Raw genomic sequence first — 24,741 nt, forward strand, 5'->3', positions numbered from 1 at the left:
GGCCTCGGAGTTCACTGGGCTCATGCGTCGCAACCTACTCCGGGACACTGACAGGCCCGGTGCGGGCGGATCGACGGGCCCGACCGGCACACCCCCTTCCGGCACGGAACGGGCGGTGGTGGACCGAGTCGTGCCCACGCCGGTCGGACGAGCCCGGTCGTCGGAGTGGCCGGGACGGGCCGTGTCACCCGGCGGTGCCCCGCAGCCGTCCGGGCGAACGGTGCGCCGGGGCGCGGGTGCTGCTCGCCGAGGGGGTGGCCGCCGGGGCCCGGTGGCCGCCGCACCTGCGGCGTTGTCGGTGTGCCGGGTTAGGTTGACGATCATCAGCCGGACCGGATGGGGGACGTCGTGACCGACCGCACGAGCGAGACGATCAGCTGGGAGGAGACGCGCGCGCTCATCGCCGCGCGGATCCCGCAGGGGGTGATCGACCGGCTCCGGCCGGTGCCCGCCGCTGAGCTGCGCCATCTGCGGACCCCGTTGCGCAAGCTCCGCACCGAACTGGTGCGCGAACTCTCGTCGGGCGACCGGGGCCGGTACTCCCCCGCGTACGACCAGCTCGCCGCACTGCAGTTGGCCGGGATCCTCGCCGCCGCCACCCCGGCCGAGGCCCTGGAGTGGCTCACCTCCCGCCGCCTCCTCGACGTCACCTGGCCGCGGCCTGGCGGCGGCTCCAGCAGCCCCGACCACCACACCGTCCTGCTGACCCTGCTCGCGCCGCACCGCGATGCGGCCTTCCACCGCGAACTCGCGGGCCGGCTCGCCGCATGGCTGCCCGCGCGGGGCGACGCCGCCCGGTGGCTGATCACCCACGGCCTCGCCCTCTGGTCCGGCGCCGAACCCCCCACCACCGACGGCTACGTGATCGGGTGGCTCCGCGAGGGCAGCCGGATGAGATCCCCCCACCGGGAGATCGGCGAATGGCTCGCCGACCAGGGCCTGCGCGAACCGGTGCCGCACCACCACTCGCTGCTCTCCTGGCTGCGGGCGCAGCCCCGGCTCGCCGAGTTGACCCGCCGGGTGTTCGAAGTCCCGGACGCCGGGGCCGAGTTCATCGAGGCGCCGTCGACCTGCGGCTGGGCCGAGTCGCTCGCCGCCGTGGCGGCCGAGGGGCTGCTCGACCGCGCCGAACTGACCGACCTCTGCCTGGGCCGACTGCTGCGCGGCGACCGACCCGGCAACCTGCGCGGTTTTCTGCGGCTGTACGCGGTGCTGGCCCTCGACGCCGACGAGATCCTCGCCCGGGCCGGGGACCACGTCCGGCTGGCCGCCGACGGCGCGCCGGGCGCCGCCAAGGCCGCCCAGGCGGCGCTGGTCCTCGTGGCGGAGCGGCTGCCGGCCGAGCTGTTCGTCGAACTCACGGCCGCCGTCCTGGCCCGCCCGGAGAAGGGCCTCGCCACCGTCCAGCTGGGCCGGGTCGACGCCGCGCTGCGCCGCGACCCGGCCGGGGCCGACGGCCTGCTGCCCGCCGTCGCCGTGGCTTTCACCCATCCGCTCCCCGCGGTCCAGGAGCAGGCCCTGCGCCTCGTCGCCCGCCACCTGTCGCACGCCGCACCCGCCGTCGCCGAGGCCGTGCGCGCCGCGGCCGCCGATCTCGGACCAGCCCTGCGGCCCGACGCCCACCGCCTGCTGGAGATCCCCGCCCCGCCCGCGGAGCCCCAGGCGGACGCGCGGGTCGCGACGGTACGCGTGGCGTGTGCCGAACTGCCGGCCGCACCCGCGGGGCCGCTCGACACGGCCGAGCGGCTGAGCGCCCTGATGGCCGACCGGGTGCCCGACCCGGGTGAGTTCGAGCTGGTGCTCGCCGCCCTGGTGGCGGAGCACCACCGTGACGCCGCCGCGCTCCGGGCCGCGCTGGCCCCGCTCGCCGCACGGCGCGCCGCGAACCCGGACCGGTTCCCGTTCATCCGTCAGGTCGACGGAGCGCTCGGTGTCCTGCTCGACGCTCTGACCGGCCAGGCGCAGGCGCCCCGGGCGAGCCTGGCCGTGCTGCTGGGCATGCCCGCCTTCATGCGCACCCTCGGCGTGGTCACCGCGGTGCGCGTGCACGAGGCGGCGTGTTCGGCCGTGGAGGCGCCGGTGCCGCTGCTGCTCGCCACGCCCACGGCCGGCGACGGCACGATCGACCCGGCCGTGCTGCTCGACCGGCTCGCCGCCTACCGGACCGCCGGTGCCCGCCCCTCACCCGCCGACCTGGCCCAGGCGTTGCTGCGGGTGGCCCCGCCCGCGCTGCCGGCCGTCCGCGCCGCGGCCGCCGGGCTCGGCTGGGAGCTGCCGCCGGACGTCGCGCCGCCCGCACCCCGCCGGTTCCACACCCAGACCGCGAACATGCCCGAGCGGCTCGACGGCGTCGGCCGGGCCCCTGCTCCGGTCGTGCGCATCGCACCGTGTGCCCCCGAGGCCGCGCCGGCACCCGAAGGCATCACCGGTCTCCTCCACGCCGTCCCCGACCCCACCGAGTACGCCCGGTTCGTGGACCTGCCGTCGACGCCGGCCACCGACCTCGTCCAGTTCGCCTGGGTGGCGCCATGGCACCCGGAGACCGTCGCGGCGCACGGCGTCCCGGCCGCGGTGTTCCGGGTGGACGCGCCCGGTCCCCGGGAGCCGAACCCCCTGCTGCCCCGGCTCGCGGAGATGCCGGGCGAGTTCGGACCGGTGAGCCACCTCCTGCTGGCCTACGGGCTGACCGCCTCCCGGGCGGAGAACCGCACCGCCGCGCTGGACTTCCTGCTGGCGGCGGGCGCCCAGGGCCGGCTCCGGCCGGAGGTGCTGGGCGGATGGATCGCGGCACTCTGGAGGCTGTCCGCGGCCAAGCCGAACCGGGTCCTGCCCGTCCTGGCCGAAGCCGCGCGCGCCGGTGCGGGCCGGACGACCTGGGCCGTGCTCACGGCCGTGATCACCGAGCTCGCCACCGAGCCCGGCCGGCGAGGACTGGCCGACGCGCTGGTCCTCGCCGCCGAGTGCGCGGTGGCCGAGGGCATCCGTGAGGCGCTCCCGGCCCTCGACGCCCTGAGCGCCGCGGGGGCGCCGGCGCGCGTCCGGGCGGAATCGGCCCGACTGGCCGGGATCCTGACGGGGTGACGGCCGCGCGGGCTGTCGACGGCCCGGCCCGGGCGCCGGCGCGCGCCGTCGTCCTCCACCGCCCCGCTTCGCGGTCCGCGCCGCCCGGGCTCACCGGTGCGACCGTCGTCACCGGCTGGAAGTACGCCGGCTCCGCCGGTTCGCCCACCGGGGCGCCGTGGGCCTCGATCCAGGCGAAATGACGGCCCGTCCGGTCATCACCTCGCAGTCCGGCGTAGGCCGGTCCGTCCAGGGCCGCCCGGCGTGCGCTGCCGGGCGGCGGGCGACCGATCCGGCAACTGGAGTCCGGTCCGGACCTCTGAGGTCCGGACCGTCCTTCGGCTACCGGTAGGGCGTGGTGGCGGCGGGCCCCGCCGTCACCGGATCGGGTGAAGATCGCCCGATCGCCGGACAGTACGGCCCGGGCCCCGGCACGCTCATGACGGCCTCGCGGAGATCGCGGGCCGGTGGCGAGCGGAGGGGCGGCAGTGGTGGTGGAGCAGGTCTTCGGAGGTCTCGCGCCGCCCGGGGGAGCGGCCGTGCCCCGGCCGGCCGCAGGGGAGCGCTCGGCCCCGGTGCCACGTCATGTCGCCTGTGTGATGGACGGGAACGGCCGCTGGGCGGCGCGGCGCGATCTGCCCCGCACCTCCGGTCACCGCGCGGCCGAGGCGACGGTGATCGACGTCATCGAGGCGGCCCGGGCGTCCGGCGTCCGGTGGCTCAGCCTGTACGCGTTCTCCACCGAGAACTGGAGCCGCCCCGGCGAGGAGGTCGACTACCTCCTGCACCTGGTGCGCCGGGTCGTGCGCAAGCACGCTCCGCTGTTGCACGCGCGCGGGATCCGCTGCCGCTTCCTCGGCGGCGCGGATCCTCGGATCCCGGCCGCACTGGCCCGCGACTTCGCGGACCTGACGACGCTGACCAGCCGCAACCGGGGCATGACCCTGACCGTGGCGTTCGACCACGGCGGGCGCCGGGACATCGTCGAGGCCGCGCGCTCGCTGATCCGCAGCGGTGCGGCGGCCGAGACCCTCGACGAGGAGGGCTTCGCGGCCCACCTGCCGTTCCCTGACACCCCCGACGTGGACCTGGTCATCCGGACCTCCGGGGAGCAGCGCATCTCGAACTTCATGCTCTGGCAGGTCGCCTACGCCGAGTGGATCTTCCCGCCGGTGCTCTGGCCCGACTTCCGGGCGACGCACTTCCTGGAGTGCCTGAACACCTATCAGCGACGCCACCGCCGCTTCGGCGGGGTGGCGGCCGACACGAATGGAGAGGCCGGATCGTGACCCGGACGACCGACGACCACCCGGACGGCGAGCACCCCGCCCCCGGAGGCGGAGCCACCCCCACACCCGAGTCGACCGCCGGAGCCGGAGCCACCCCCACACCCGGGTCCGCCGCGCGGCCCGGACCGCTGTTCGGCCCGGGCACGCGGTTCCACCGCCTCTTCGACGACCCGTGCTGGGCCGCGGCCATGATCCGGGCGACGGTGCTGGAAGCCGCCTACCCGCAGATCGGTGCGGCCCTGGTCGACAGCTCGACCTTCCTCACCCACCCCTGGCGCCGGATGACCAACACCCTGCGCAGCCTGCAGCGCGTGACCGGTGCGGACGAGGCGGCCCGGGACCGGGAGGTGGCCCGGCTCAACCGGATGCACGCGCGGATGAGCGGCACCGACGCGGCGAACCGGCCCTACGACGCGATGGACCCGGCGGCCCGCGCGTGGGTGGTCGCCACGATGTTCGAGAGCGCCGTCACCATGTTCCGCTGGAGCGGGCGGCCGCTCGACCAGGCCGCGATGGAGGAGCTGTACGCGCAGTTCGTGGCCTTCCAGACGCTGCTGGGCGACTCCTCCGGCCAACTCCCCGCCTCCCTGCGGGACTTCTGGCCGTACTACGACCGGGTGGTCGAGGAGGAGCTGGAGAACACCGAGGCGCTGCGCACCATCCTGTACCACCTCTTCGACCACCTTCCGGCGCCTCCCCTGCTGGAGGGCGTGCCGACGCTCTGGGCGGCCGGCCGGGCCCTCGCCGGGCCGGCGATCGGGGTGGTCACGGTGGCCTCCCTGCCGGAGACGTTCCGCAGGCGGGCCGGACTGACCGAGGTCCCCGGCGCCCAGGCCCTGAGCCAGGCCGCCTACCTGGCCCTCGGTTCGGCGCGCCTGTTGCCGGACGGCTGGGTCACCGCCGACAACCTCCTCGACCTGATCTCGCTGTCACCCGACAGCGACGACCCCCGGGCCAGGGCGCTGGCCGCCGTGGGCGACGGGATGAAGCGGTTCGGTGCCCTGCTGCGACTGGTCACCCCGCTCCCGGACGAGCCCGAGCGGCCCGGTGCCGGGAGGCCGTCGGGGCGGTCGGCACGGGCGGGTGCCGGGCGGCGCGGCGCGGAGGAGTTCTTCGACACCGTGCTGGACCAGACCGGGAACGGCTACCTGGACTGGCCCGACCTGGCGGCCATGGCACGGGAGCTGTCCGGCCGCCTCGACCTGGACGAGCCGGAGGAGACCAGGCTCTACGACGCCTATGCCGCCTGGTGGCGTGAGCTCCAGTCGGCGCTCGACACGGACGGCGACGGCCGGGTCAGCCGACAGGAGTACGCGGAGGCGGTCCCCTCCCTCGCCGGCCCCGCCCTGATCCGGGTCGCCGAGGTGCTGTTCGACGTGACCGATGCCGACGGCAACCAGAGCATCGACGCGGACGAGTACCGCGCGCTCTTCCGCACCGGCTTCCACCGCGAACTGCTCGACTCGAACGGGACGTACACGCGGGCCGCGTTCATCAAGGACTTCCTCGCCTTCATGGCGGGCCGTCAGCGCTCCACGGCCTACGACCCGCTGCTCGCCCAGGCGTGATCCGGGCGGGGCGGTGAGGTGGGGGACGCCGGCGGGTACGGCGGCGGCGCTCGGGGCGACCCGGTCACGCCGCCGTCACGGGAAATTCACAGCACGGGGTCTACTCGCATAGAGGGCGCCGGGGCCATCCTGGCCCGGTCCGAGGTTCAGCGCCCTCACCGGGAGACGCAGATGAAGCCCCGCACCGCAGCCACCGTCATCGCCCTGGCCCTGGCCGGGCTCGCCGTCACGGCGCCCACGGCCGGCGCCAGTGGCACCAAGGTCTCGCAGTCGACCGCCGCCGGTCAGTTCAGGAGCGCCGGTATCACGTGGAGTTCCAGTGGCGGCTGTACCACCCGGTCCAACTCCACCTGCACGTCGTTCGAGCAGATCAACTCCGGCACGGTGAGCACGATCATCACCCTGAAGCAGTCCAGCGGCTGCGCCATCAACATCACGGGCGGCACCGAGGTGGGCCACGCCTCCGGAACGTACAGCCACTACAACGGCTACAAGGTCGACATCTCCCGCAACTCCTGCATCGACGCCTACGTCCAGAACTCCTTCACCTACATCGGCTACCGGGGTGACGGCTACCCGCAGTGGAAGGCCGCGTCGGGCAACCTCTACTGCAACGAGGGCAACCACTGGGACATCCTGGTCTACTGACCCCGGCCTCCGGTGGGGGCGGGCCCGGCCTGCCCCCACCGACCGGCCGGATCGCGGTGCGGTGGGCGCCCGGCGAACGCGCGTCGCCGCGGTCGGGGCGACCAGCGGCGACGGAACTCCGCTGCGGCGCAGCCCACTTCCGCCCGGCCGCGCCTCCTCTCCCCGGCCCGCTCCCTGCTCCTCACCCCTGCTCCTCACCCGTGCCCCGCGCCGGGAACCGGCCCGGCATCGGCCCGGCGGCGAACCCTGGCCCGGTCGCCGGCCGTTCAAGGGAGGAGGAGTACGGAACAGTCGAACCAGCCCGCGGGAGTGACAGATGCCGAAGTACCGAGGCGCCCACCGGATCACGGTGACCGGCGTGCAGGCCGACCGGCCGCAACGGGCCGTGGCGACCGTCCGGGGCGGCGGCACCGTCGTGGTGCCGGGCGTCGTCGGTGCCAGCGAGCTGATCGATGCCGCGGACTGGGAGCTCTCCGTCGAGCACGAGCACGACGGCGCCTGGGGGCCCAGCATCCGCGCCGTCGTGGGCCGCTGGGAGGAGCGTGGCGGCACCCACAGCCAGGTGGTTCGGTGCACCGACCGCGACCGGAGCGGCTACCCCGGCGGCCGCAGCCTCGTCCTGCGGATCGACCGGGAGGACCCGCGCCCACCGGCGGCCCCCGCGTCCGCCCCAGCGCCCCGGTGGGCCGGTACCGAGTCGGCCGGCCGCCAGGAGGCCCCGGGCCGGGGCGGCGCCCGGATCAGCACCTCCGGCTCCGACCTCCCGTCGACCCGCACCGCCGACACGGCCACCACCTCCCGCGGCTTCCACACCACCTCCGGCGGCTGGTAGTCCGCGGCCTCGTCGGCCGTCAGGGGCGGCGTCCACGACGTGGGCACCGGCCCGGCGGCCGCTCGCGCACCCGCCCGGTACCGCCCCCGTGACAGCGGGGTCGCAGACCGGGCACGCGGGGCCCGGAGAGCGCCGGCGACCCACGGCGGCTCAGCGCAGGTCGTGGCGGGTGCCGTCGCCGACGGCGCGGAGCTTGTCCGGGTTGGCCACGTTGTGGATCGTCGAGATGCGCCCTTCGGGGTCGAACTCGAAGGTCAGCGTGGCGACCACGCGGTCCGGGCCGCGGAAGACCAGGCCCGGGCCGCCGTTGATCGAGGTGAGCTCCGCCCGCATCTGCCCGGGCTCGATGCCCTGGTAGGTCACGCTGCCGAGCGCGGCGAACCAGCGGGCCACCGTCTCCAGGCCGACGACCGGCTTGAGGGCCTGGCGGACCTTGCCGCCGCCGTCGGTCCACAGCGTCACGTCCGGGGAGAGCAGCTCCATGAGGGTGTTGATGTCGCCGCCCGACGTCGCCGCGAAGAACCGCTCGGTGACGTCGCGTCGGCGGGCGGCGTCCGCCGTGAAGCGGGGCCGGCGGGCCTGGACGTGCTCGCGGGCGCGGTGCCCCGCCTGGCGCACGGCCGGCTCCGAGCGCTCGACCGCCTCGGCGATTTCCGCGTAGCTGAAGGCGAAGACCTCCTTCAGGACGAACACGGCGCGCTCCAGCGGGCTCAGCGTCTCCAGGACGACCAGCAGGGCCATCGAGACCGAGTCGGCCGCGGCGATGTCCTCGGCGGTGTCCGGGAGGGTGAGGATCGGTTCGGGGAGCCACGGGCCGACGTAGGTCTCGCGCTGGTGGCGGGTCGACCGGAGCCGCTCCATCGCCAGGTTGGAGACGATCCGGGCCAGGTAGGCCTTGGGGTCGGCGACCTGGGAGCGGTCGGCCGCCGACCACTTGAGCCAGGCGTCCTGGACCACGTCCTCGGCATCGGCGGCGGTGCCGAGGAGGCGGTAGGCGACGGAGAAGAGCAGGGTGCGGTACTGCTGGAAGACGAGCTGGTCGGCGTCGTCCTGTCGGGGCTGGGTCACTTGGCGCTCCGGATCCTGGTGTAGCGGCCGCCGTGCGGCCAGAACGCGCCCGAGGCGGGCATCTTCTTCATGCGGGCGAAGGTCGGCCACGGCGCGGCGCTGACCGTCTCCTTGTACTTCGCGGCCCGCTTGCCGGTCAGCACGAGCCGGCGCGGGGTGTCGTCGGGGTGGGTGAACTGGACGACGGCGTCGTGCCGGCCCAGGCTGACGGGTGTGTGGTAGTAGCCGAAGCGGAAGGGCTTGGGCTCCTTGCCGGCCAGGACCCGCAGGATCGAGAGGGCCGCGTGCACGCCGGTGGGCATGCCGCTCTGGCAGGTCCCGTGCATCACGCCGTAGCCCTGGCGGACCGCCGCCGCGTCGCCCACGGCGTAGACGTCCGGGTGGGAGACCGAGCGCAGGGCCGGGTCGGTGACCACACGGCCGCGCTCGTCGACGGTCAGGCCGGCGGCGGCGGCCAGCGGGGAGACGCGGGTGCCGCTGGTCCACAGCACCGCGTCCGCGGGCAGGACGGTGCCGTCCGCGAGTTCGACGGCGTCCGGCAGGACCTTGGCCACCTCGACGCCGGCGCGCGCCCGCACACCGAGCCGGGCGAGCGCCGCGTCCAGGTGGGCCTTGGCCTTCGGGTGCATGGTCGCGCCCGGCTCCTGACGGCCCAGCAGCTCCACCCGGAGCTGCGGGTACCGCTCGGCGATCTCCGCCGCGGCCTCCACTCCGGTGAGGCCGCTGCCGCCGACCACGACGGTCCCGCAGCCGAGCCGGGCCAGCCGGTCGGCGAGGAGCGCTGCGTCCTGCGGGCTGTCGAGGGTGTGGGCGTGGTCGTCCACGCCGGGGACGGCGTCGGTGTCGGCGACGCTGCCCAGGCCGTAGACCAGGGTGTCGTAGCGCAGGACCCGGTCGTCGTCGATCCGGACGGTCTTGGCCCCGGCGTCCACGGCGGTGACCCAGCCGCGGACGAAGGTCGCACCGGTGCCGTCCAGCAGCTCCGGGATGCTCATCGCGGCCGTCTGCTGGCCGGTGGCGGTCATGTGCAGCCGGAGCCGCTCGGTGAAGTGCTCGTCGGGGTTGACCAGCGTCACCCGCAGATCCGCGCGCTTGCGGGTGCGGGCCGCGAGCTGGATCGCCGCGGAGAGTCCGGCGTAGCCGGCGCCCAGGACCAGGACCTCGTGCTGCCGTGTTGCTGTCGTGTTCGTCATCGTCGTCGTCGCCTTCGTGTCGGTCGTTCCCGCCGTGCGGACAACCACCAGACGCGAGCTGCCCTCCCGTTCGTGACACGGGGCCGAAGTGACCCGCGTCACACCGCCGAGAGGAGTGCGCGGGCGCGCGGCACAAGCCCCCCGAGTGCCGCGACGCAGCGCATTCAACCATGATCGACTCGGCGTCGCGGGGGAGCCGGGGAACGGCGGCGCGCCGCCTGGCCGGCGCCGGCCTTCGGAGGAGCTCCGGAGGCGTCCACTAACTTCCCTGTGTTCTTTCGAAGTTGGCCGCCCGAGTGGGATCGGCCCGGTAGGAATGGGGGCGCTCGGCCCGGCCGGGTCGGGCGGAGGGGCGCGGGGCACGGAGCCGGCCGCACCCGGGTGCGGCGGGGGTGTCACCCCTCGACCGCCGTCACTCCGACTCCCGGCTCACCGATCAAAGAGGCGCGATGCGTTCGTTCACCAAGACCCTGCCCGCCCTGCTCGCCGTCGCGGCACTGACCGCCACCACCACCGCCGCCGTCGCGCCCGCCGCGACGGTGTCACCCGAGGGGGCCGGTCCGGTGGCCGCCGACAGACCGCGGGGTCTGGAGGTCGCCGTCCCGGCCTACGTCCTGCCCGGCGACCCCATGCTCGCCGGTCTGCCGACCACCCACCCGGCGCCGTCGATCGTCATCCTCAACCCCTACAACGGCTACGCCCCGTTCGACGCCACCTGGCAGGCGCGCGCCGACAGCCTGCGCGCCGCCCCCACCGCGCACGGCGGCCGCACCCGGGTCCTGGGCTACGTCGACACGGCCCACGGCACGCTGCCGCAGGCCGTGGTCCGGGCCACCGTGGACAACTACGTCAGGACCGCCGACCACCGGCTGCACGTCGACGGCATCTTCTTCGACCAGTCGCAGCGGGACTGCGGAGCCGGCAACGCCGACCGGGACTACTACGCGGAGCTGCGCGCCTACGTCCAGGAGACCGTCTACGCGGTGGCGCCGCAGGCCCGGGACCTGGTGGTGGACAACCCCGGCACCGCGGTCGCGGACTGCTACCTGGAGCCCGGCCACCGTACGGCCGACGTCTTCGTGACCTTCGAGGGCAGCGGTGCCGACTACGCCGACGGCTGGCTGGGCGGCAACGTCTTCAACGCCGCCGCCGGCTACTACTCCGGCGCGACCCTCGATCCCAGCGGCACGGCGTTCTGGCACCTGGTGTACGACACCCCGGACGCGACCGCCATGCGCGCCACCCTGGACACGGCCTTCACCCGCGGCGCCGGCTACGTCTACGCCACCGACGACGAGCTGGACATCCCGTGGGACGCCGCCCCGGGTTGGGGTTTCGCCACCGAGACCGCCTACGCGGCCACCAAGGGCTGACGGGGGGCTGCCCGTCGCCGGGGTCCGGGCGCCCGGGCCCCGACGGTGGCGGGGGCCACCCAGGTGGGGCGTCTCGCCGCCGCCTTGCGAAGGGCCGGAGCTGAACCGGAGTACGGCTCCGTTTCGTTCTTCCTGGTGTCCTCGGGTGCTCCGCCGACCCGTGCCGGAGCGCCCGGACCGTCGGTGCGCACCCGAACGCCCCGTCGGCGTGCGGTGCTCCGGGGTCCGCCGTCGCGGCGGGTTGCTCTTCTGGACATTATATGTCGGTAGCCTATATATGTAGCTGCATGACACAACGCTCCACGCAGCCGCAGACCCTGCCGCGGCCCGCCGTCCCCGACGAGGGCCGGGCCGGTGCCACGGAGACCGCCGGGCCCGCCCGTCCCGCCGACGGCCTGTCAGGCCTGTTGGGCCTGGTGGCGCTGCGGTTCGAGGTGGCCCGCGGCCGGCGCTGGTTCTGGCCGGTGGTCCTGCTGGCCGGATACGCGGTCGAGGTCCTCTTCCGCCTGGTGCTCGTCCGGCACCTGAGCTACCCCTCGGTGCACCCTGACGAGGACTCCTACCTGGTCCTCGCCCGCGTGCTGGCGGGCCGGCCGACCACCGAGATGCCGGTCGGTGTGGTGATCCCGGGCGGCTACCCGCTGCTGATCTCCTCGGCGTTCCGGATCGCCGACGACCCGGTCACCGCCTATCACCTGATCATGGGGATCAACGCGCTGCTGAACGCGCTGGTCTTCCCGCTGGCCTACCTGGCGCTGCGCCGGCTGGGCCTGCGCCGGCTGCTGGCGTACGTCTTCGCCGGGGCCACCGCGCTGCTGCCGCCGGTGATCTTCTACTCCGAGTTCGTCATGTCGGACACCGTGCTGCCGGTGCTGATCCTGGCCTGGCTGCTCTGCCTGCACGGCTGGCTGAGCGAGGGCCCGGTCAAGCACCGCTCCTGGTACGCGGCCGGCACCGCCGCGGCCGCCGCGTACTCGATGGCCGTGCACGACCGCGGCGGCGTGGTGGTGGCGCTCACCGGGGTGGTCCTCGTCGGCGTCCTGGCGCTGCGCTGGGCCCCGTGGCGCACCACGCTGGTCGGCCTCGGCTCCCTGGGCGTCGGCGTGGTGGGGGTCAAGGCGCTGTCCTGGTGGCTCGACCGCCAGTTCACCGTCGAGCCGAGCGACGTCGGCGGATACCTCTGGAAGGGCCTCACCGACCCCGACAAGACCGGGATGACGCTGACCCGGGTGGCCGGGCAGCTCTGGTACTTCATCGTCTCCACCTGGGGCATCGGCGGCCTGGCGGTCGTGGTCTGCCTGTTCGCGCTCTTCAGTGGCCGCTTCCCGCGCCCGGACCGGATCGCCGGCGGCGTGCTGGCGGCCCTACTGGTCGGCACCGCGCTCGCCTCCGCCGCCGCTCTGCCGGACGACGGGCGGGTCGACGACTGGGTCTACGCCCGCTACCTCTCGTTCCTGGTCCCGGCGGCGTTCGTCGTCGGCGCCGCCGTCCTCTCCAGGCTCGGCCGCCGCCGGCTCGCCGTCACGGCGGCCGCCACGGTCGGCCTCACGGTGCTCCTCGGCAAGCTGGTCGTCTGGTCCGCGGGCTCGGCGCTGACCACCAAGCTGTTCATCGGCTGGGCCCTGCCGGACGTCACCTTCCTGGCCACCGACTGGATGCGGCTGAACGTCATGCGCTCGTCCGTCGCCGCCTTCGTCGTCCTGGGCGCGGTGGTCCTGTTCCTGGCCGCGGGCGGGCGCCGGGTGCTCTGGGCGATCGGACTCTCGCTCGCGCTGTTCGCCGGCTTCGCCACCGCCACCATCACCGAACAGGTCAGCTACCCGCACGCGAACTACCGCAAGCCGCTGGCGACCGGCTTCACCAAGGCCTCCGGGCTCAAGCCCACGGACAACGTGGTCCTCGCCTGGGACCTCGACGGGGGCCTGCGCAACGCCCAGGCCTTCGAGGTCTACCGGGGCCGGGTCTGGTACCGCGACCCGCGCTGGCAGCCGGTCCCCGCGGAGGCGACCGTCCTGGTCACCCCGGCGGCCCCGGAGGGCAAGGCCACCGACGGGTACTGGCCGGAGCACCCCGCCGAGTGGTACGTCGCGAAGGAGAACCGGGCGCAGGGCTGGGCGCTCTGGCGCAAGTCCTGACCACGGGCGCCCGTCGGCCGTTGCTGGCGCCCATGCCCGTCGCCCGCCGGGCCGACCGCGTGACCGGGTCGGCCGGGCGGGCCGGACGGGGTCCGCCGAGCGGACGGCGCGGTCCGGCCGGGCGGACGCCCCGTGTGGCCCCGGTCACCTGTGCCGCACCTCACAGGTGTTCCCGAAGGCGGCCCTCATGCCCGCTCTGACCTGCTGGTTCGCCCGTGGGCAGGCCGACGCCCCAGGTGCCTGGACGGGGTGGGCCGGTGGTCCGCGGCTTGCGAAGGACGCGTCCGTTCGCACAAGCTCCACCCTCGACGGGCTCTCCTCCGCTCCTGCCGCGGACGGGGCCCGCGGCTCTCCAGGGGGGCAGGAAAGGTACTGCCACAGCATGAGAACCCTGCGAAACAACGCCCGACACCGCCGCGGCGCGCCGACGGCGTGGAAGCGGCTGACCGTCGCCGGACTCGCGGCCGCGGCCGTGACCGCCGGCACCGCGACCTGGGCGGTGCAGTCCGAGGCGGCCACCAGCCCGGTCACCGTCGACTCGCTCGGCATCACGCCGACCTCGCCCGCGCCGGACTCGCCCGTCACCGCCACCGCCAAGGTGCACGCGAACAAGCGGCTCAAACTGCAGAGCCTGACCATCGCGGTGCGCTCGGCGAGCGGCGCCAACTACGACTTCCCCGGGGCAGTCGCCACCACGCTGGGCACCCGGCAGACCACCGTCACGCCGAAGAGCCGGACCTTCCCCAGCGGCTCGTACACCTATTTCGTCGCCTACCAGGCCTCGGACGGCTGGCACAACCTGACGCCGGTCCACAGCTTCACGTCGAGCGGCGGCACCGTGACGCCGACGCCGACGCCGACGCCGACGCCGACGCCCACCCCCACGCCGACCCCCACGCCGACCCCCACGCCGACCCCGACGCCGACGCCGACCCCCACCCCGACCCCCACCGGCGGTCCGCTGGGCATCGCGGGCAGCTGGCGCCCGGTGTTCGCGGACGAGTTCAACGGCAGCACCGTCGACAGCGCCACGTGGACGCCCAACTGGTTCGGCTGCCAGACCTGCACCACGCAGCCGGTCAACCCCGACATCGAGCTGGCGGCCTACGCCCCGTCGCAGTCCACCGTCAGCGGCGGCTCGCTGCACCTGAACATCGCCCAGCAGCCGACCGTGGTCAACGGCAAGACCTACCCGTACCGCTCCGGCATGCTCTCCTCCAACGGCAAGGCGGAGTTCACCTACGGCGCCTTCGAGGCACGGATCTACCTGCCCGCCGCCGGCTCGCAGATCGCCAACTGGCCGGCGTTCTGGACGGACGGTCACAACTGGCCGGCCGACGGCGAGATGGACGTCATGGAGGGCCTGGGCGGCCAGGCCTGCTACCACTACCACTCGCCGTCCGGCGGCCCCGGCGGCTGCGCTACGGGCAACTACAGCGGCTGGCACACCTACGGCGCCGAGTGGAAGCCGGGTTCGGTGACCTACTTCTACGACGGCAAGCAGGTCGGACAGATCACCACCGGCATCAGCTCGTCGCCGCAGTACCTGATCCTGAACAACGCCGTCTGGTCCGGCGGCGGTCCGTCGGCGACCCCGGCCGACATGCAGGTCGACTACGTGCGGGTCTGGCAGCACTGACCTGCCGTCCAGCAGCACAGTACGGCGGTGGCCCGACCTCCCGGGGTCGGGCCACCGCCGTTCCCGGAGCGTCCGCGTCGTTGGATCCCCGTTCGGCCTCCGGGGCCCGAACGGCCGTCGGTCGGCCGGGCCGGACCAGGTGCGCGTCCGTGGCCGACCGAGGCGGGGAACCGGAAACCGGCTCCCCGCGGGTGCGACCGAGGCCCCGCGCTCCGGGGGAAGCGCGGGACCTCGGTGGATCAGGAGCCCGGACCGGGCGACCCGGCCGGGCCGGGGGCGGCCACCGTCCGAGCGGTGCGGCTGGGCTGTGCGACCGCGGCACGGCCGGGTTTCCCGTCGAGCCGTGCGCAGGCTGGGCTGGCCCCTACGGGACTTCGGGCACGGGAGCCCTCGGTCGCGTCGGGGGACGCGGGACGATCGAGGCGGCGGCCAGGCAGCCGGCGGCGAGGAACCAGGCGCCGAGGACGTCCAGGGGCCAGTGCACCCCGAGGTAGATACGGCTGAGGCCGATCGAGCCCGCGAACAGGGCCGCGGTCACGACGGCGGCCCGGGCCGCCCGGGGGTGGGCGCGGGCGACGGCGAGGGCGAGCAGGCCCGCGCAGAGCGCGGAGGTGAAGGCGTGTCCGGACGGGAAGGCGAATCCGGAGGCGGTGAACGCCCAGTCGGTTCGCGGCGGCCGGGGGCGGCCGAAGGCGTGCATCAGGCCCTGGCGCAGCAACTGGCCCGCGGCCAGGCAGAGCACGGGGGCGAGCACGGTCCCGGCGGTCGCACGGCGGGACCGTGGGGCGGGGGAGGCGCGCAGGGTGACGAGGCCCGCGGCCAGCACCAGGAGGTAGGGCGCGACGCCCGTGCCGAGCGAGGTGACGGCGAGGGCCACCGTCTCGGCGACGGGCGGGCGGTGCGCGACGCTCCAGTCGACGGCGGTCCGTTCGAACGGGAAGGGTGCCCAGTCGTGCGCGGCGAGTACGGCCGCCAGCACGGCGAACGCCGCCCAGCTCCCGGCGAGGACGGCGGGCCGTCGGCGGCCGGTCACGCGGCGAGCCATCGGTGCGCGCCGCCCGACCGGGCCCGGTCCACCACGCCCCCGCCCCGCCCGGCCAGGAGGCCGAGCCCGTATCCGGCGCAGACGCCCACCAGCGCGCCCAGCGCGACATCGTGCGGGTAGTGGACGCCGACCAGCACCCGGGAGGCGCCCATCGCGACGGCCAGGAGCAGCGCGAGCGCGCCGATGCGGCGGCTGACCTGCCACAGTACGGCGGCGCCGGCGAACACGATGACGGTGTGGTTGCTCGGCAGCGACCAGTCCCCGGTGCCGGGGCACGCCTCCAGCGTGGTGCCGGCGTCGAGGACCTGGCACGGCCGTGGCTCGTGCAGCAGGCTTTTGAGGACGGTGTCGGCGGCGAACACGGCGGTGACCACCAGCGGCGCGCCGAGAGCCCGGGCCATGGCGGCGCCGTCGTCGGCGCGGGCGCGCCACCAGGCCCAGAGCATCAGGACGGCCAGGAGTCCCAGCCCGTAGGCGGAGAACGCGGTGATCACCTCCCGGGCGGGAGCGGGAAGGTGCTGGGCCCAGTGGTCGGCGCGCAGGTACAGGCCGGCGTCGATCGGGCGGCCGTCGAGGGCGAGCGCGGTGGCGGCGGCCGTCATCGGGCTTCCCGGCGGCGGCGCGAGCGGAGGACTTCGAGCACGAGGGGCAGCAGGGAGACCGCGATGACGACGCCGACGATCGGCAGGAGGTAGTGGTCGACATCGGGCACCGACGAGCCGAGCGCGTAGCCCGCCAGGACGAGACCGAGGGTCCAGACGAGGCCACCCACGGTCTGCCAGATCGTGAAGGTGCGGACGTCGACCCCCAGGGCTCCGGCCAACGGGTTGAGCACGGTGCGGACCACGGGGACGAACCGGGCGAGGACCACGGCCCTGCCGTGGCCGTAGCGGGTGAGGAGTTCCTCGGCCCGCAGGGCTCCCTCGTGCAGCCGTCTGTTGCGGGAGCGGGCGAGCAGCGCGCTGCCACCGCGCCGCCCGATGACGTAGCCGACCTGGGCACCCGCGAGGGCCCCGACGGCGGACGCGCTCAGGACCTGGGCCAGGTCGAGGTGCGGTCCGCTGTGCGAGCCGGTGGTGCACAGCAGGCCCGCGGTGAACAGCAGGGAGTCACCCGGCAGGAAGAAGCCGATCAGCAGACCGGTCTCCGCGAAGAGGACCACGGCGATGCCCAGGGCGCCGAACGCGCCGAGAAGGGAACTCGCGTCCAGCGGATTGACGGCCAGCAGGGCGGATGAGGAGAGCATCACGGGGTTGCGCCTTTCCAGAGGGAGCTGTTCGAGCCGTTCGGGGCGGCCGCGGCCGGAGCGCGGTTCCGGTGTCTCCGCGCGCGGCCCGGCCGTGCCGACCGGGTGGATCAGCCGCCCAGGACCGCGTTGCCGGTGACCGTGCCGGTGGCCCCGTCGACGGTCACCAGGTGCCGGACACCGTCCGGGCCGAGGACCACGGCCTGCCAGCCCCGGCCGCCGCCCTGCTCGGTGACCGCGGTCAGCGACTCGGCCTTGCCGCCCGCGACCCCGGAGGTGGCCTTGACCACCGCGTCGGCCGCGTCCAGTGACGGCAGCGGCGCCGGTGCGCCCTGCGCACCGCGGTGGTCCTTGCGCACACCGTCCCGGCCCTCGGGACCGTGGTGGCGCCCGCCGCCCTGCGCGGCCGTCGCCGAGTGCCCGTCGCGTCGTTCGCCGTCGTGGTGGACCGCCACCGCGGCCGCCCCGCCGCCGACCACCACGACGGCCGCCGCACCCGCCACGGCCCACCGTGCCCGACGGCCACCCGGCCACGGCCACCGGCCCCGCGCCCCACCGACGCTCCCGCCGCCCGGCTCCTGCGGCGACCGCGTCCCGCCTCTGGGCTCGCTCACTGCGCCCACCCCGATCCTGTGACAAGGCCCGGGACCTGCGCCCGGACGGTACGGCCAGCATGACCGGGCGTTGCTGAAGGACAGCTGAAGACCTGAAGGCTCCTTCAGCCGCCCGGCCGGCGGACCTGCCACCCTGGGGGCATGCGAGTACTGGTGGTGGAGGACGAGCGCCGACTGGCCCTGGCGCTGCAGCACGGGCTGACCGCCGAGGGGTTCACCGTCGACATCACCCACGACGGCCTCTCGGGCCTGGCCAAGGCCATGGACCAGGCCTACGACGTGATCGTGCTCGACATCATGCTGCCCGGTCTCAACGGGTACCGGGTGTGCGCGCGGCTGCGGGCCGCCGGCAGCGACGCCGGCATCCTGATGCTGACCGCCAAGGACGGCGAGTGGGACGAGGCCGAAGCCCTGGACACCGGAGCCGACGACTACCTGTCCAAGCCGTTCTCCTTCGTCGTCCTCGTCGCCCGCCTCAAGGCCCTCGCCCGCCGGATCGGCAGCCGCGCACCCCGGCGCACCGTCCTGGGCGACCTCGTGGTCGACTCCGCCGCCCGCACCTGCACCCGGGCCGGCACCGCCATCGCGCTCACACCCCGCGAGTTCGCCGTCCTGGACCACCTCGCCCGCCGGGCCGGCGAGGCCGTCTCCAAGCGCGAGATCCTCGACGCCGTCTGGGACAGCGCCCTCGACAGCGACCCCAACACCGTCGAGGTGCACGTCAGCGCGCTGCGCCGCAAGATCGACACCCCCTACGGCAGGGCCTCGGTGCAGACGGTCCGCGGCACCGGCTACCGCCTGGCGGCCGACGGTGGCTGACCCGACCACCGGCCCCGCACCCCGCCGGCCCGCCGCCTACCGCCGGGCACGCACCGCCCTCGGCAGGCTCCTCGGCCACCCCCGCACGGTGGCCCTCCTGGACCGCCTGGCCCCGCGCTCGGTCCGCACCCGGACCACCGCCGCCGCCTGCCTCAGCGTCGCCGTCGTCCTCGCCGTCGCCTCGGCCGCGGTCATCCTCCTGCTGCGCGTCAACCTGGAACGCACCGTGGAGACCGGCGCCCGCGAACAGGCCCAGGCCGTCGCCCGGCTCGCCACCGACGGGCACCTCGGCAACCCCCTGCCGCTCGACCACGGCACCGACTTCATCCAGGTCGTCGACGCGAACGGCACGGTGGTCGCCGCCAGCCAGAACCTGGCCGGCCACCCGCCCCTCACCCCCGCCGGCCACCGGGAGGGCCATGACACCTTCAACCTCGGCGCCCTGGGCGACGAGCACCACCAGCGCGTCACCACGGTCACCGCCGCCACCCCCACCGGGCCCGCCACCGTCCATGTCGGGGCCTCCCTGCGCACCGCGGACGCCGCCGAAGACCTCACCACGGGCGCCCTCGCCGCCCTGAGCACCGTCCTGCTGCTCACCGTCGGCGCCCTCACCTGGCGTGCGACCGGCCGCGCCCTGCGGCCGGTCGAGGCGATCCGCGCCGAGGTGGCCGCCATCGGCGACCGCGACCTCGACCGGCGCGTTCCCGACCCGCGCAGTGACGACGAGATCGCCCGCCTCGCCGACACCATGAACGCCATGCTCGAACGCCTGGAGGCGGCCGGCACCCGACAGCGCCGCTTCATCGCCGACGCCTCCCACGAGCTCCGCAGCCCCCTCGCCGTGCTGCGGACCCAGCTGGAGGTGGCGCTCACCCACCCCGACGCCGAGGTGCGCGCCGACCTGGTGGCCGGCGCGCTCCAGGACACCGAACGGCTCCAGTCGCTCGCCACCGACCTCCTGCTCCTGGCCCGTCTCGACGCCGGCGGCCACCACCACCCCGACGAGCCGGTCCGCCTCACCGAACTCGTCCGCACCACCGCGCGGGCCTACGGACCCGAGCCCCACCCGGTCCTCCTCGACGCCCCGGACGAGATCACCGTCACGGGCAACGCCCTGTGGCTCGGACGCCTGCTGACCAACCTCCTCGACAACGCCCGGCGCCACGCCCGACACCGCGTCACCGTGCGCCTGTTCGAGGACAGCGCCACCGGGTACGCCGTTCTGGACGTGAGCAACGACGGCCCCCGGATCGACCCCGCCGACCGGGAGCGGATCTTCGAGCGGTTCACCCGCCTCGACGACGCCCGCAGCCGCGACGACGGCGGCTCCGGCCTCGGCCTGTCCATCGCACGCGACATCGCCACCGTCCACGGCGGCACCCTCACCGTCCTCGACACGCCGGACACCACCACGTTCCGCACCCGGCTGCCCGACGCGCGCCCGGAGCCCGGGGCACGACGGCCTGCGTAGCCGCCTGGTCGGAACCGCCGGGAGTCCTGACGACTGCCGACCTGGGTGGATGATCATGCCTCTGAGCTGGGAGGAAACGTCGGGTAGGGGACATCCGGGGGGCGCACGGCCCCGCCGAGGTTTGCGACGCCGGGCTCGGGTGACACGTAGGGCATGGGCAGCTATGTGATCACCATTCCCGGAACAGTCCAGCGACCGGTCGACGACTCCGCTCGCCGTACCCTGCTGGCCGTCGTGCGCGGCGCCGATCCCGAGGAGGTCGGTACGGAGGAGGTCCCCGACCTCGATGTGCTGACCCTGGACGAGCCGGAGGGGACGTTCGTGCTGCGCCTGGAGGTCGAGGCGGCCGACCGCACGGCCGCCGGTGAGGCGGCCCTGGACCTCACCAGGCGGGCCTTCGCGGCCGCCGGGTACGAGACGGACGCGGTGGGCATGGGCACCCCGGCGGTCACCGGCATCGACGTCGGCTGATCCGCCCCGGGGTCCGGCTTCCGCCCCGCTGTCGTCCACGCCCGTGGACGACAGCGGGGCGGTCGGTGTTCGGTTCCGCGGCGGTGAGCACGGACGTCCCGCACGCGGCGGCCCCGTCGGCCGCCGTCTTCGTCCGGCGCCTTCGCCCGGCCGGGAGTCACCGATCGGGTGGTTTCGCCGGTACGGGGTCGAACGGGGGGTGAAGGTTTCGGTCGGCCGGTTTCCGCCGCCGCAGGGGCCGGTATGGAGGCTGTCACCGCTGCCACGACCCAGGGAGAGACCAGCTGATGAGTGATTCGGAGCGCTACGTACGCGCGTGGGAGGGGTTCTGGGCGGAGAGCACGGGTGAGCCGGGCGAGCCGTTCTGGGACGCGGATCCGGCGCTGACGGCGGCCCCGCACACCGCCCTGTTCGCGAGTCACGCCGACCGCACGCTGCCGATCGTCGACCTCGGGTGCGGCAACGGCACCCAGACCCGCTATCTGGCCGGCCGGTTCCCCCGGGCGGTGGGCGTCGACCTGTCCGCCTCGGCCGTGGTACACGCCCGTCGGGCGGACCGCGACGCGGTGGCCGAGTTCGAGCAGCTCGACCTCACCGACCTGGTGGGGGTGCGGCGCCTCGGTGACCGGCTCGGCGACGCCAACGTCTACCTGCGGGCGGTGCTCCACCAGAGCGAACCGGCGGACCGGCCACCGGTCGCGGCCGCCGTCGCCCTGCTGCTCGGCCGGCGCGGCCGGGGCTTCGTGGTCGAGCCGACCGCCGCCGCGAAGACGGTGCTCCAGCAGGTCGCCGAACGGCCGGGTGGCCCGCCGGAGAAGCTCCGCCAGGTCCGCAAGCACGACCTGCGCCCGGCCGAGGTCACGCCGGGGGAGATCCCCGGGCTGCTGCGCGGCGCCGGGTTGGAGATCCTCGACGAGGGCGGGACGGACCTCGCGATGAGCGAACACCACCCGGACGGCTCCCGGGTCGCGCTCCCGGCCCACTGGTACGTGGTCGCGGCGGCCGGGGGCGGTCCGGCGGGCGGCTGAGGACGTCGTGGCAGCGGTCCGGCGCCACCCGCGCCGGACCGGGAGCCCCGGGGACGTCGGGGCGACGTACCGGGGAGAAGGCGGCCGGGACGATCCGCCGCGCCTACGAGGCCCCCGTGCCCGCCCGGGTACGGGCGCCGCTGCCGGAGCTCGTACCCGGGCCCGTGCCGCCCCGGTGCTAGCGGCGCTAGACATTCGAGCGTCGGTACCTCTAGCATTGCCCCATGACCTAGCAGCGCTAGAAGGCGCCAGGTCCGAACTTGGGGAGGGAACATGCAGAACGCACTGGCCGTCGTCACGGTCGTGGTCGTCGGCCTGCTGGTGGGTGTGGAGTTCGCGGTGGCGGTCTTCGTCAACCCGATCGTCGACGGGCTGCCGCACAACGGCGGACTCGCCGCCCGCAGCGAGGGGGCCCGGCTGCTGGGGCGGGTGATGCCGTTCTGGTACATCGGGTCGGTGGTGCTCGGCGTGGCGTGGTCCGCCGTGACCTGGGGGGACGCCGGGGCGGGGCTGGTCGCCACGGCCGCCGGGCTGCTCGTCCTCAGTGTGGTGATGTCGGTCGCCCTGCTCGTGCCGATCAACTCCCGGGCGGCGCAGTGGACACCGGAGAACGCCCCGGCGGACTGGCGGGAGCAGCTCGGCCGCTGGGACCGCCTCCACTACCTGCGGGTGGCCGTCATCGTGACCGCGTTCCTCCTCCTGGTCGTCGCCCTCGTCTGAGGGCCCGGCGCCCCTCCAGCAGCGTCCGGCGGGCCTGGTCCCGGCGGGCGTTCTGCACGTCCGGATTCGGGCGGGTGACCGCTGGACCGGGTCGCGGTCCGCGTTCGGGGGCGGGGCGAGGTCGACGGCGAGGAGATCCGCGCCGGACGGTGGCGGGTGCGGTATTCCGAATTCGGGTGAACGCCGGGCGGCGAGCGCTGATTCGTCCGACCCAGGCCCGCCGCCGCATTCCGGTTTCCCGTCCTCGGGCAGGCGAATCCGACGGGGCGTCAGTGGGCGGTGAAACCCCAGGTCAGGGCGGATTGTCAGTGCCTCACCGTAGGGTGGAACCAACGTTGGAGGGGGCGCCGGAAGGCGTCGCGAGCGCGTTGGGACAAGGGGTAGAAGAATGTCTGCGAACAGGATCAAGCACAAGGTCAACCACGTTTCCCTGGTGGTCGACAATTCCGGCTCGATGCGCCAGCACGCGGCGCAGCTTGTTCGCGTGGTGGACGAATTCGTGAAGGGCCTTCAGGAGGAGTCCGACCGGCTCGGTCACGAGACCCGCATCAGCCTCTACGCGTTCGACCACGAGGTGGAGAACCTGGTGTGGGACATGGACGTCAAGCACCTGCCGTCGCTGCGCGGTCTCTACAAGGTCAACGGCGGTGCGACGGCGCTGATCGAGGCGGCCGTGAAGTCCGTCGACGACCTGAAGAACATCTGGGAGGGGTACGGGGAGCACTCCTTCCTCCAGGTCGTCGTCACCGACGGTGAGGAGAACGCCTCCGGGTTCTCGCAGAACGGCCGGATGCACACCCAGATGAACGGCGGCCGGGGCAGCACGGTGCTGAGCACGTGGCTGAGCCGCATCCAGAAGGCCATGGACGACCTCCCCGACCACTGGACGTCGGCGATCCTGGTCCCGAACTCGCTGGCCAAGCGCACCGCTCAGGAGTACGGCTTCCCCGCGGGCAACATCGCGATCTGGGACGCGGACTCCAGCAAGGGCGTCGAGGAGGCGATCGGCACGGTCAAGTCGGCCGCCACGAGCTTCCTGCGGGGCCGCGAGCAGGGTGTGCGCGGCACCAGGAACCTGTTCGCGATGGGCCAGGACTTGAGCACCGCCGACGTGACGGCCAATCTCGATGCCCTGGACGCCGGCGAGTACATCCTGGTCCCGGTCGACGAGGCGATGCCGATCCGCGACTTCGTCACCGGCGCCGGGCACCCCTACAAGACCGGCTGCGCCTACTACGAGTTGTCCAAGCGGGAGAAGATCCAGGGCTCGAAGCAGCTCGCGGTGGCCGAGAAGGACCCGGCCACCGGCCGGATGACGGGCAGGGTGTTCTCCGGTCCGGCGGCCCGCCGGCTCCTGGGCCTGCCGTCGGCGGAGGCCACGGTGAAGCCGGGTGACAACCCGTCGTACACCGTGTTCGTCCAGTCGACCTCGGTGAACCGCAAGTTGGTGACGGGCACCAAGCTGCTCGTCATGCTGTGACGGGCACCCGCGGTCCGGCCGGCCCCCTCCGCCACGGTCAGCGCGACGGCGAGGGCGGCAGCGGCTCGACGGGCAGGACGCGGTCCGCTCGCCCGGCCGCACGGGCCCCGCGGCTCGGGTAGACGTACAAGGCGTCGCCGTCCCGGCCCAGTTCGGGATCGGTCCACGCCTCGGTGGCCCCGGGCACGAGGATCCGCGTGGTGGCCAGCTCGGCGTCGTGGACGACCAGCGACAGGACGGTGCAGCAGAGGTGCCCCATCGTGTGGCTCTGCTCGGGGTGGTCCTGCGGGCCCTCGGCCTGCACCACGTAGTACCGTCCGTCCACCCAGTAGCCCGAGCTGTCCAGCGTGATCCCGTCCGCCACCCGGACGCCGTCCACCCAGACGTCCGTCCTGGAGTGGTCCGAGGGGTCCTGGAGGTGCACGGCGCGGTGCCGGTCGTCGGCGGTGAACTCGACGCCGATCCCGTACGCGCTCCAGCAGTCCTTGAACCCGCTGCAGGCGCCCGGAACCGGACCCGTGCGGTGCCGGGGTGCGGCGGTCGGGTCGTCGCCGGCCCGGTCCTGGCCGCACGTCCCCGGATCGCGGCACGGCCGGTCGATGCGGCGGGTGCACCCGATCCCCAAGGCCGCCACGTCCCGCGGTGAGGCGCGGGACAGCAGCTCGGCCAGCCGCTGGAGGTAGCGCTGCGGCCCGACGAGGGCGAGCAGGTCGCCCCCCTCGTCCCGCCACCACACCAGCAGGTCCACCCCGACGGGGGAGCGGCGCAGCCAGTCCTCCCACTGCTCGGCCCAGGGCCCCCAGCGATGGCTCCACTGATGTGCCGCCACCGCCGCGGGACGCTCCTCGGGGAGCGGGACGGCCTCGGCCGTCGCCACGGGCTCGGGGCCCGGGCCGGTCCTCGTGCGTCGTCGCCACCTCACCAAGGCACCCCCGTTCTGCCTCGACCACGGTCCGGCGGCCCCCGGACCCATGGCGTACCGGCCGGCGGATCCGACGATCGTAGAGGGTGCTCCCGGGCAGGCGCGCGCGGATTCCTC

The 24,741-nt window shown here is 74.6% G+C and carries 22 protein-coding genes; 15 read left to right on the top strand and 7 right to left on the bottom strand.

Features of this window, described 5'->3' with window-relative positions; genetic code table 11:
* Positions 1 to 348 precede the first annotated feature (348 nt).
* From ACFWA9_RS19865 to ACFWA9_RS19890, 6 genes are all read left to right on the top strand, one after another.
* Positions 349 to 3,081, top strand: a complete 2,733-nt coding sequence (locus ACFWA9_RS19865; protein WP_380388554.1) for a hypothetical protein — start codon at positions 349 to 351, stop codon at positions 3,079 to 3,081.
* Positions 3,078 to 3,263: a hypothetical protein gene (locus tag ACFWA9_RS19870; RefSeq protein ID WP_380388556.1), complete on the top strand. Its 186-nt coding sequence runs from the start codon at positions 3,078 to 3,080 to the stop codon at positions 3,261 to 3,263. The genes ACFWA9_RS19865 and ACFWA9_RS19870 overlap by 4 nt, the downstream gene beginning before the upstream one ends.
* A 372-nt stretch (positions 3,264 to 3,635) precedes the next feature.
* Positions 3,636 to 4,349, top strand: a complete 714-nt coding sequence (gene uppS, locus ACFWA9_RS19875; protein ID WP_380388558.1) for a polyprenyl diphosphate synthase — start codon at positions 3,636 to 3,638, stop codon at positions 4,347 to 4,349.
* A gap of 128 nt (positions 4,350 to 4,477) precedes the next feature.
* Positions 4,478 to 5,917 carry an oxygenase MpaB family protein gene (locus tag ACFWA9_RS19880; RefSeq protein WP_380388588.1) on the top strand — a complete coding sequence of 480 codons (1,440 nt, stop codon included), beginning with the start codon at positions 4,478 to 4,480 and terminating at the stop codon, positions 5,915 to 5,917.
* Positions 5,918 to 6,088: 171 nt separating this feature from the next.
* Positions 6,089 to 6,565, top strand: coding sequence for a hypothetical protein (locus ACFWA9_RS19885; RefSeq protein WP_380388560.1), 477 nt, complete (start codon positions 6,089 to 6,091; stop codon positions 6,563 to 6,565).
* 316 nt (positions 6,566 to 6,881) lie between these two features.
* Positions 6,882 to 7,397: a hypothetical protein gene (locus ACFWA9_RS19890; RefSeq protein ID WP_380388562.1), complete on the top strand. Its 516-nt coding sequence runs from the start codon at positions 6,882 to 6,884 to the stop codon at positions 7,395 to 7,397.
* 150 nt (positions 7,398 to 7,547) lie between these two features.
* On the opposite strand, the gene ACFWA9_RS19895 is transcribed toward ACFWA9_RS19890, so the two are convergent.
* Together ACFWA9_RS19895 and ACFWA9_RS19900 are read right to left on the bottom strand one after the other, a co-directional pair.
* Complete coding sequence (locus ACFWA9_RS19895; protein WP_380388564.1) at positions 7,548 to 8,465, bottom strand: RNA polymerase sigma-70 factor; 918 nt, start codon at positions 8,463 to 8,465, stop codon at positions 7,548 to 7,550.
* Positions 8,462 to 9,658 carry an NAD(P)/FAD-dependent oxidoreductase gene (locus tag ACFWA9_RS19900; protein ID WP_380388566.1) on the bottom strand — a complete coding sequence of 399 codons (1,197 nt, stop codon included), beginning with the start codon at positions 9,656 to 9,658 and terminating at the stop codon, positions 8,462 to 8,464. The genes ACFWA9_RS19895 and ACFWA9_RS19900 overlap by 4 nt, the downstream gene beginning before the upstream one ends.
* 449 nt (positions 9,659 to 10,107) lie before the next feature.
* Between ACFWA9_RS19900 and ACFWA9_RS19905 the strand changes: the two genes are divergently transcribed.
* The 3 genes from ACFWA9_RS19905 to ACFWA9_RS19915 all read left to right on the top strand — a co-directional run bounded on the left by ACFWA9_RS19905 (position 10,108) and on the right by ACFWA9_RS19915 (position 14,805).
* On the top strand, positions 10,108 to 11,031 hold the full coding sequence (locus ACFWA9_RS19905; protein WP_380388567.1) for a spherulation-specific family 4 protein: 924 nt from the start codon (positions 10,108 to 10,110) through the stop codon (positions 11,029 to 11,031).
* 287 nt (positions 11,032 to 11,318) lie between these two features.
* Positions 11,319 to 13,166 carry a phospholipid carrier-dependent glycosyltransferase gene (locus ACFWA9_RS19910; RefSeq protein ID WP_380388569.1) on the top strand — a complete coding sequence of 616 codons (1,848 nt, stop codon included), beginning with the start codon at positions 11,319 to 11,321 and terminating at the stop codon, positions 13,164 to 13,166.
* Between the two features lie 382 nt (positions 13,167 to 13,548).
* Entirely contained in the window at positions 13,549 to 14,805 is a 1,257-nt protein-coding gene (locus ACFWA9_RS19915) for a family 16 glycosylhydrolase (RefSeq protein ID WP_380388571.1), read from the top strand.
* 364 nt (positions 14,806 to 15,169) lie between these two features.
* Here ACFWA9_RS19915 and ACFWA9_RS19920 read toward each other — a convergent pair whose 3' ends face one another.
* From ACFWA9_RS19920 to ACFWA9_RS19935, 4 genes are all read right to left on the bottom strand, one after another.
* On the bottom strand, positions 15,170 to 15,838 hold the full coding sequence (locus tag ACFWA9_RS19920; protein WP_352291490.1) for a phosphatase PAP2 family protein: 669 nt from the start codon (positions 15,836 to 15,838) through the stop codon (positions 15,170 to 15,172).
* Positions 15,835 to 16,452, bottom strand: a complete 618-nt coding sequence (locus ACFWA9_RS19925) for a phosphatase PAP2 family protein (protein WP_380388574.1) — start codon at positions 16,450 to 16,452, stop codon at positions 15,835 to 15,837. The genes ACFWA9_RS19920 and ACFWA9_RS19925 overlap by 4 nt, the downstream gene beginning before the upstream one ends.
* Complete coding sequence (locus ACFWA9_RS19930) at positions 16,449 to 17,096, bottom strand: DedA family protein (RefSeq protein WP_380388589.1); 648 nt, start codon at positions 17,094 to 17,096, stop codon at positions 16,449 to 16,451. The genes ACFWA9_RS19925 and ACFWA9_RS19930 overlap by 4 nt, the downstream gene beginning before the upstream one ends.
* A gap of 110 nt (positions 17,097 to 17,206) precedes the next feature.
* Positions 17,207 to 17,599 (bottom strand): hypothetical protein, encoded by a 393-nt coding sequence (locus ACFWA9_RS19935; RefSeq protein WP_380388576.1) that lies wholly within the window; start codon positions 17,597 to 17,599, stop codon positions 17,207 to 17,209.
* Positions 17,600 to 17,851: 252 nt separating this feature from the next.
* Here ACFWA9_RS19935 and ACFWA9_RS19940 point away from each other — a divergent pair, with 252 nt between their 5' ends.
* The 6 genes from ACFWA9_RS19940 (at position 17,852) to ACFWA9_RS19965 (ending at position 23,702) form a co-directional block, all read left to right on the top strand.
* Positions 17,852 to 18,529 (top strand): response regulator transcription factor, encoded by a 678-nt coding sequence (locus ACFWA9_RS19940; protein ID WP_380388578.1) that lies wholly within the window; start codon positions 17,852 to 17,854, stop codon positions 18,527 to 18,529.
* On the top strand, positions 18,522 to 20,003 hold the full coding sequence (locus ACFWA9_RS19945; RefSeq protein WP_380388580.1) for an ATP-binding protein: 1,482 nt from the start codon (positions 18,522 to 18,524) through the stop codon (positions 20,001 to 20,003). Before ACFWA9_RS19940 ends, ACFWA9_RS19945 begins: the two co-directional genes overlap by 8 nt.
* Positions 20,004 to 20,156: 153 nt before the next feature.
* Positions 20,157 to 20,474: a hypothetical protein gene (locus ACFWA9_RS19950; protein ID WP_352291494.1), complete on the top strand. Its 318-nt coding sequence runs from the start codon at positions 20,157 to 20,159 to the stop codon at positions 20,472 to 20,474.
* A gap of 287 nt (positions 20,475 to 20,761) precedes the next feature.
* On the top strand, positions 20,762 to 21,502 hold the full coding sequence (locus ACFWA9_RS19955) for a class I SAM-dependent methyltransferase (RefSeq protein ID WP_380388582.1): 741 nt from the start codon (positions 20,762 to 20,764) through the stop codon (positions 21,500 to 21,502).
* Between the two features lie 273 nt (positions 21,503 to 21,775).
* The gene (locus ACFWA9_RS19960) at positions 21,776 to 22,222 is read left to right on the top strand and encodes a DUF1772 domain-containing protein (RefSeq protein ID WP_352291496.1); all 447 of its coding nucleotides are present in this window, start codon (positions 21,776 to 21,778) and stop codon (positions 22,220 to 22,222) included.
* Positions 22,223 to 22,610: 388 nt separating this feature from the next.
* Positions 22,611 to 23,702, top strand: coding sequence for a VWA domain-containing protein (locus ACFWA9_RS19965; RefSeq protein WP_380388584.1), 1,092 nt, complete (start codon positions 22,611 to 22,613; stop codon positions 23,700 to 23,702).
* A 37-nt stretch (positions 23,703 to 23,739) separates the two neighbouring features.
* On the opposite strand, the gene ACFWA9_RS19970 is transcribed toward ACFWA9_RS19965, so the two are convergent.
* Positions 23,740 to 24,531 carry a hypothetical protein gene (locus ACFWA9_RS19970; protein ID WP_380388586.1) on the bottom strand — a complete coding sequence of 264 codons (792 nt, stop codon included), beginning with the start codon at positions 24,529 to 24,531 and terminating at the stop codon, positions 23,740 to 23,742.
* Positions 24,532 to 24,741 lie beyond the last annotated feature (210 nt).

It is taken from the genome of Kitasatospora sp. NPDC059973, assembly GCF_042737525.1.
Classification (GTDB): Bacteria; Actinomycetota; Actinomycetes; order Streptomycetales; family Streptomycetaceae; genus Kitasatospora.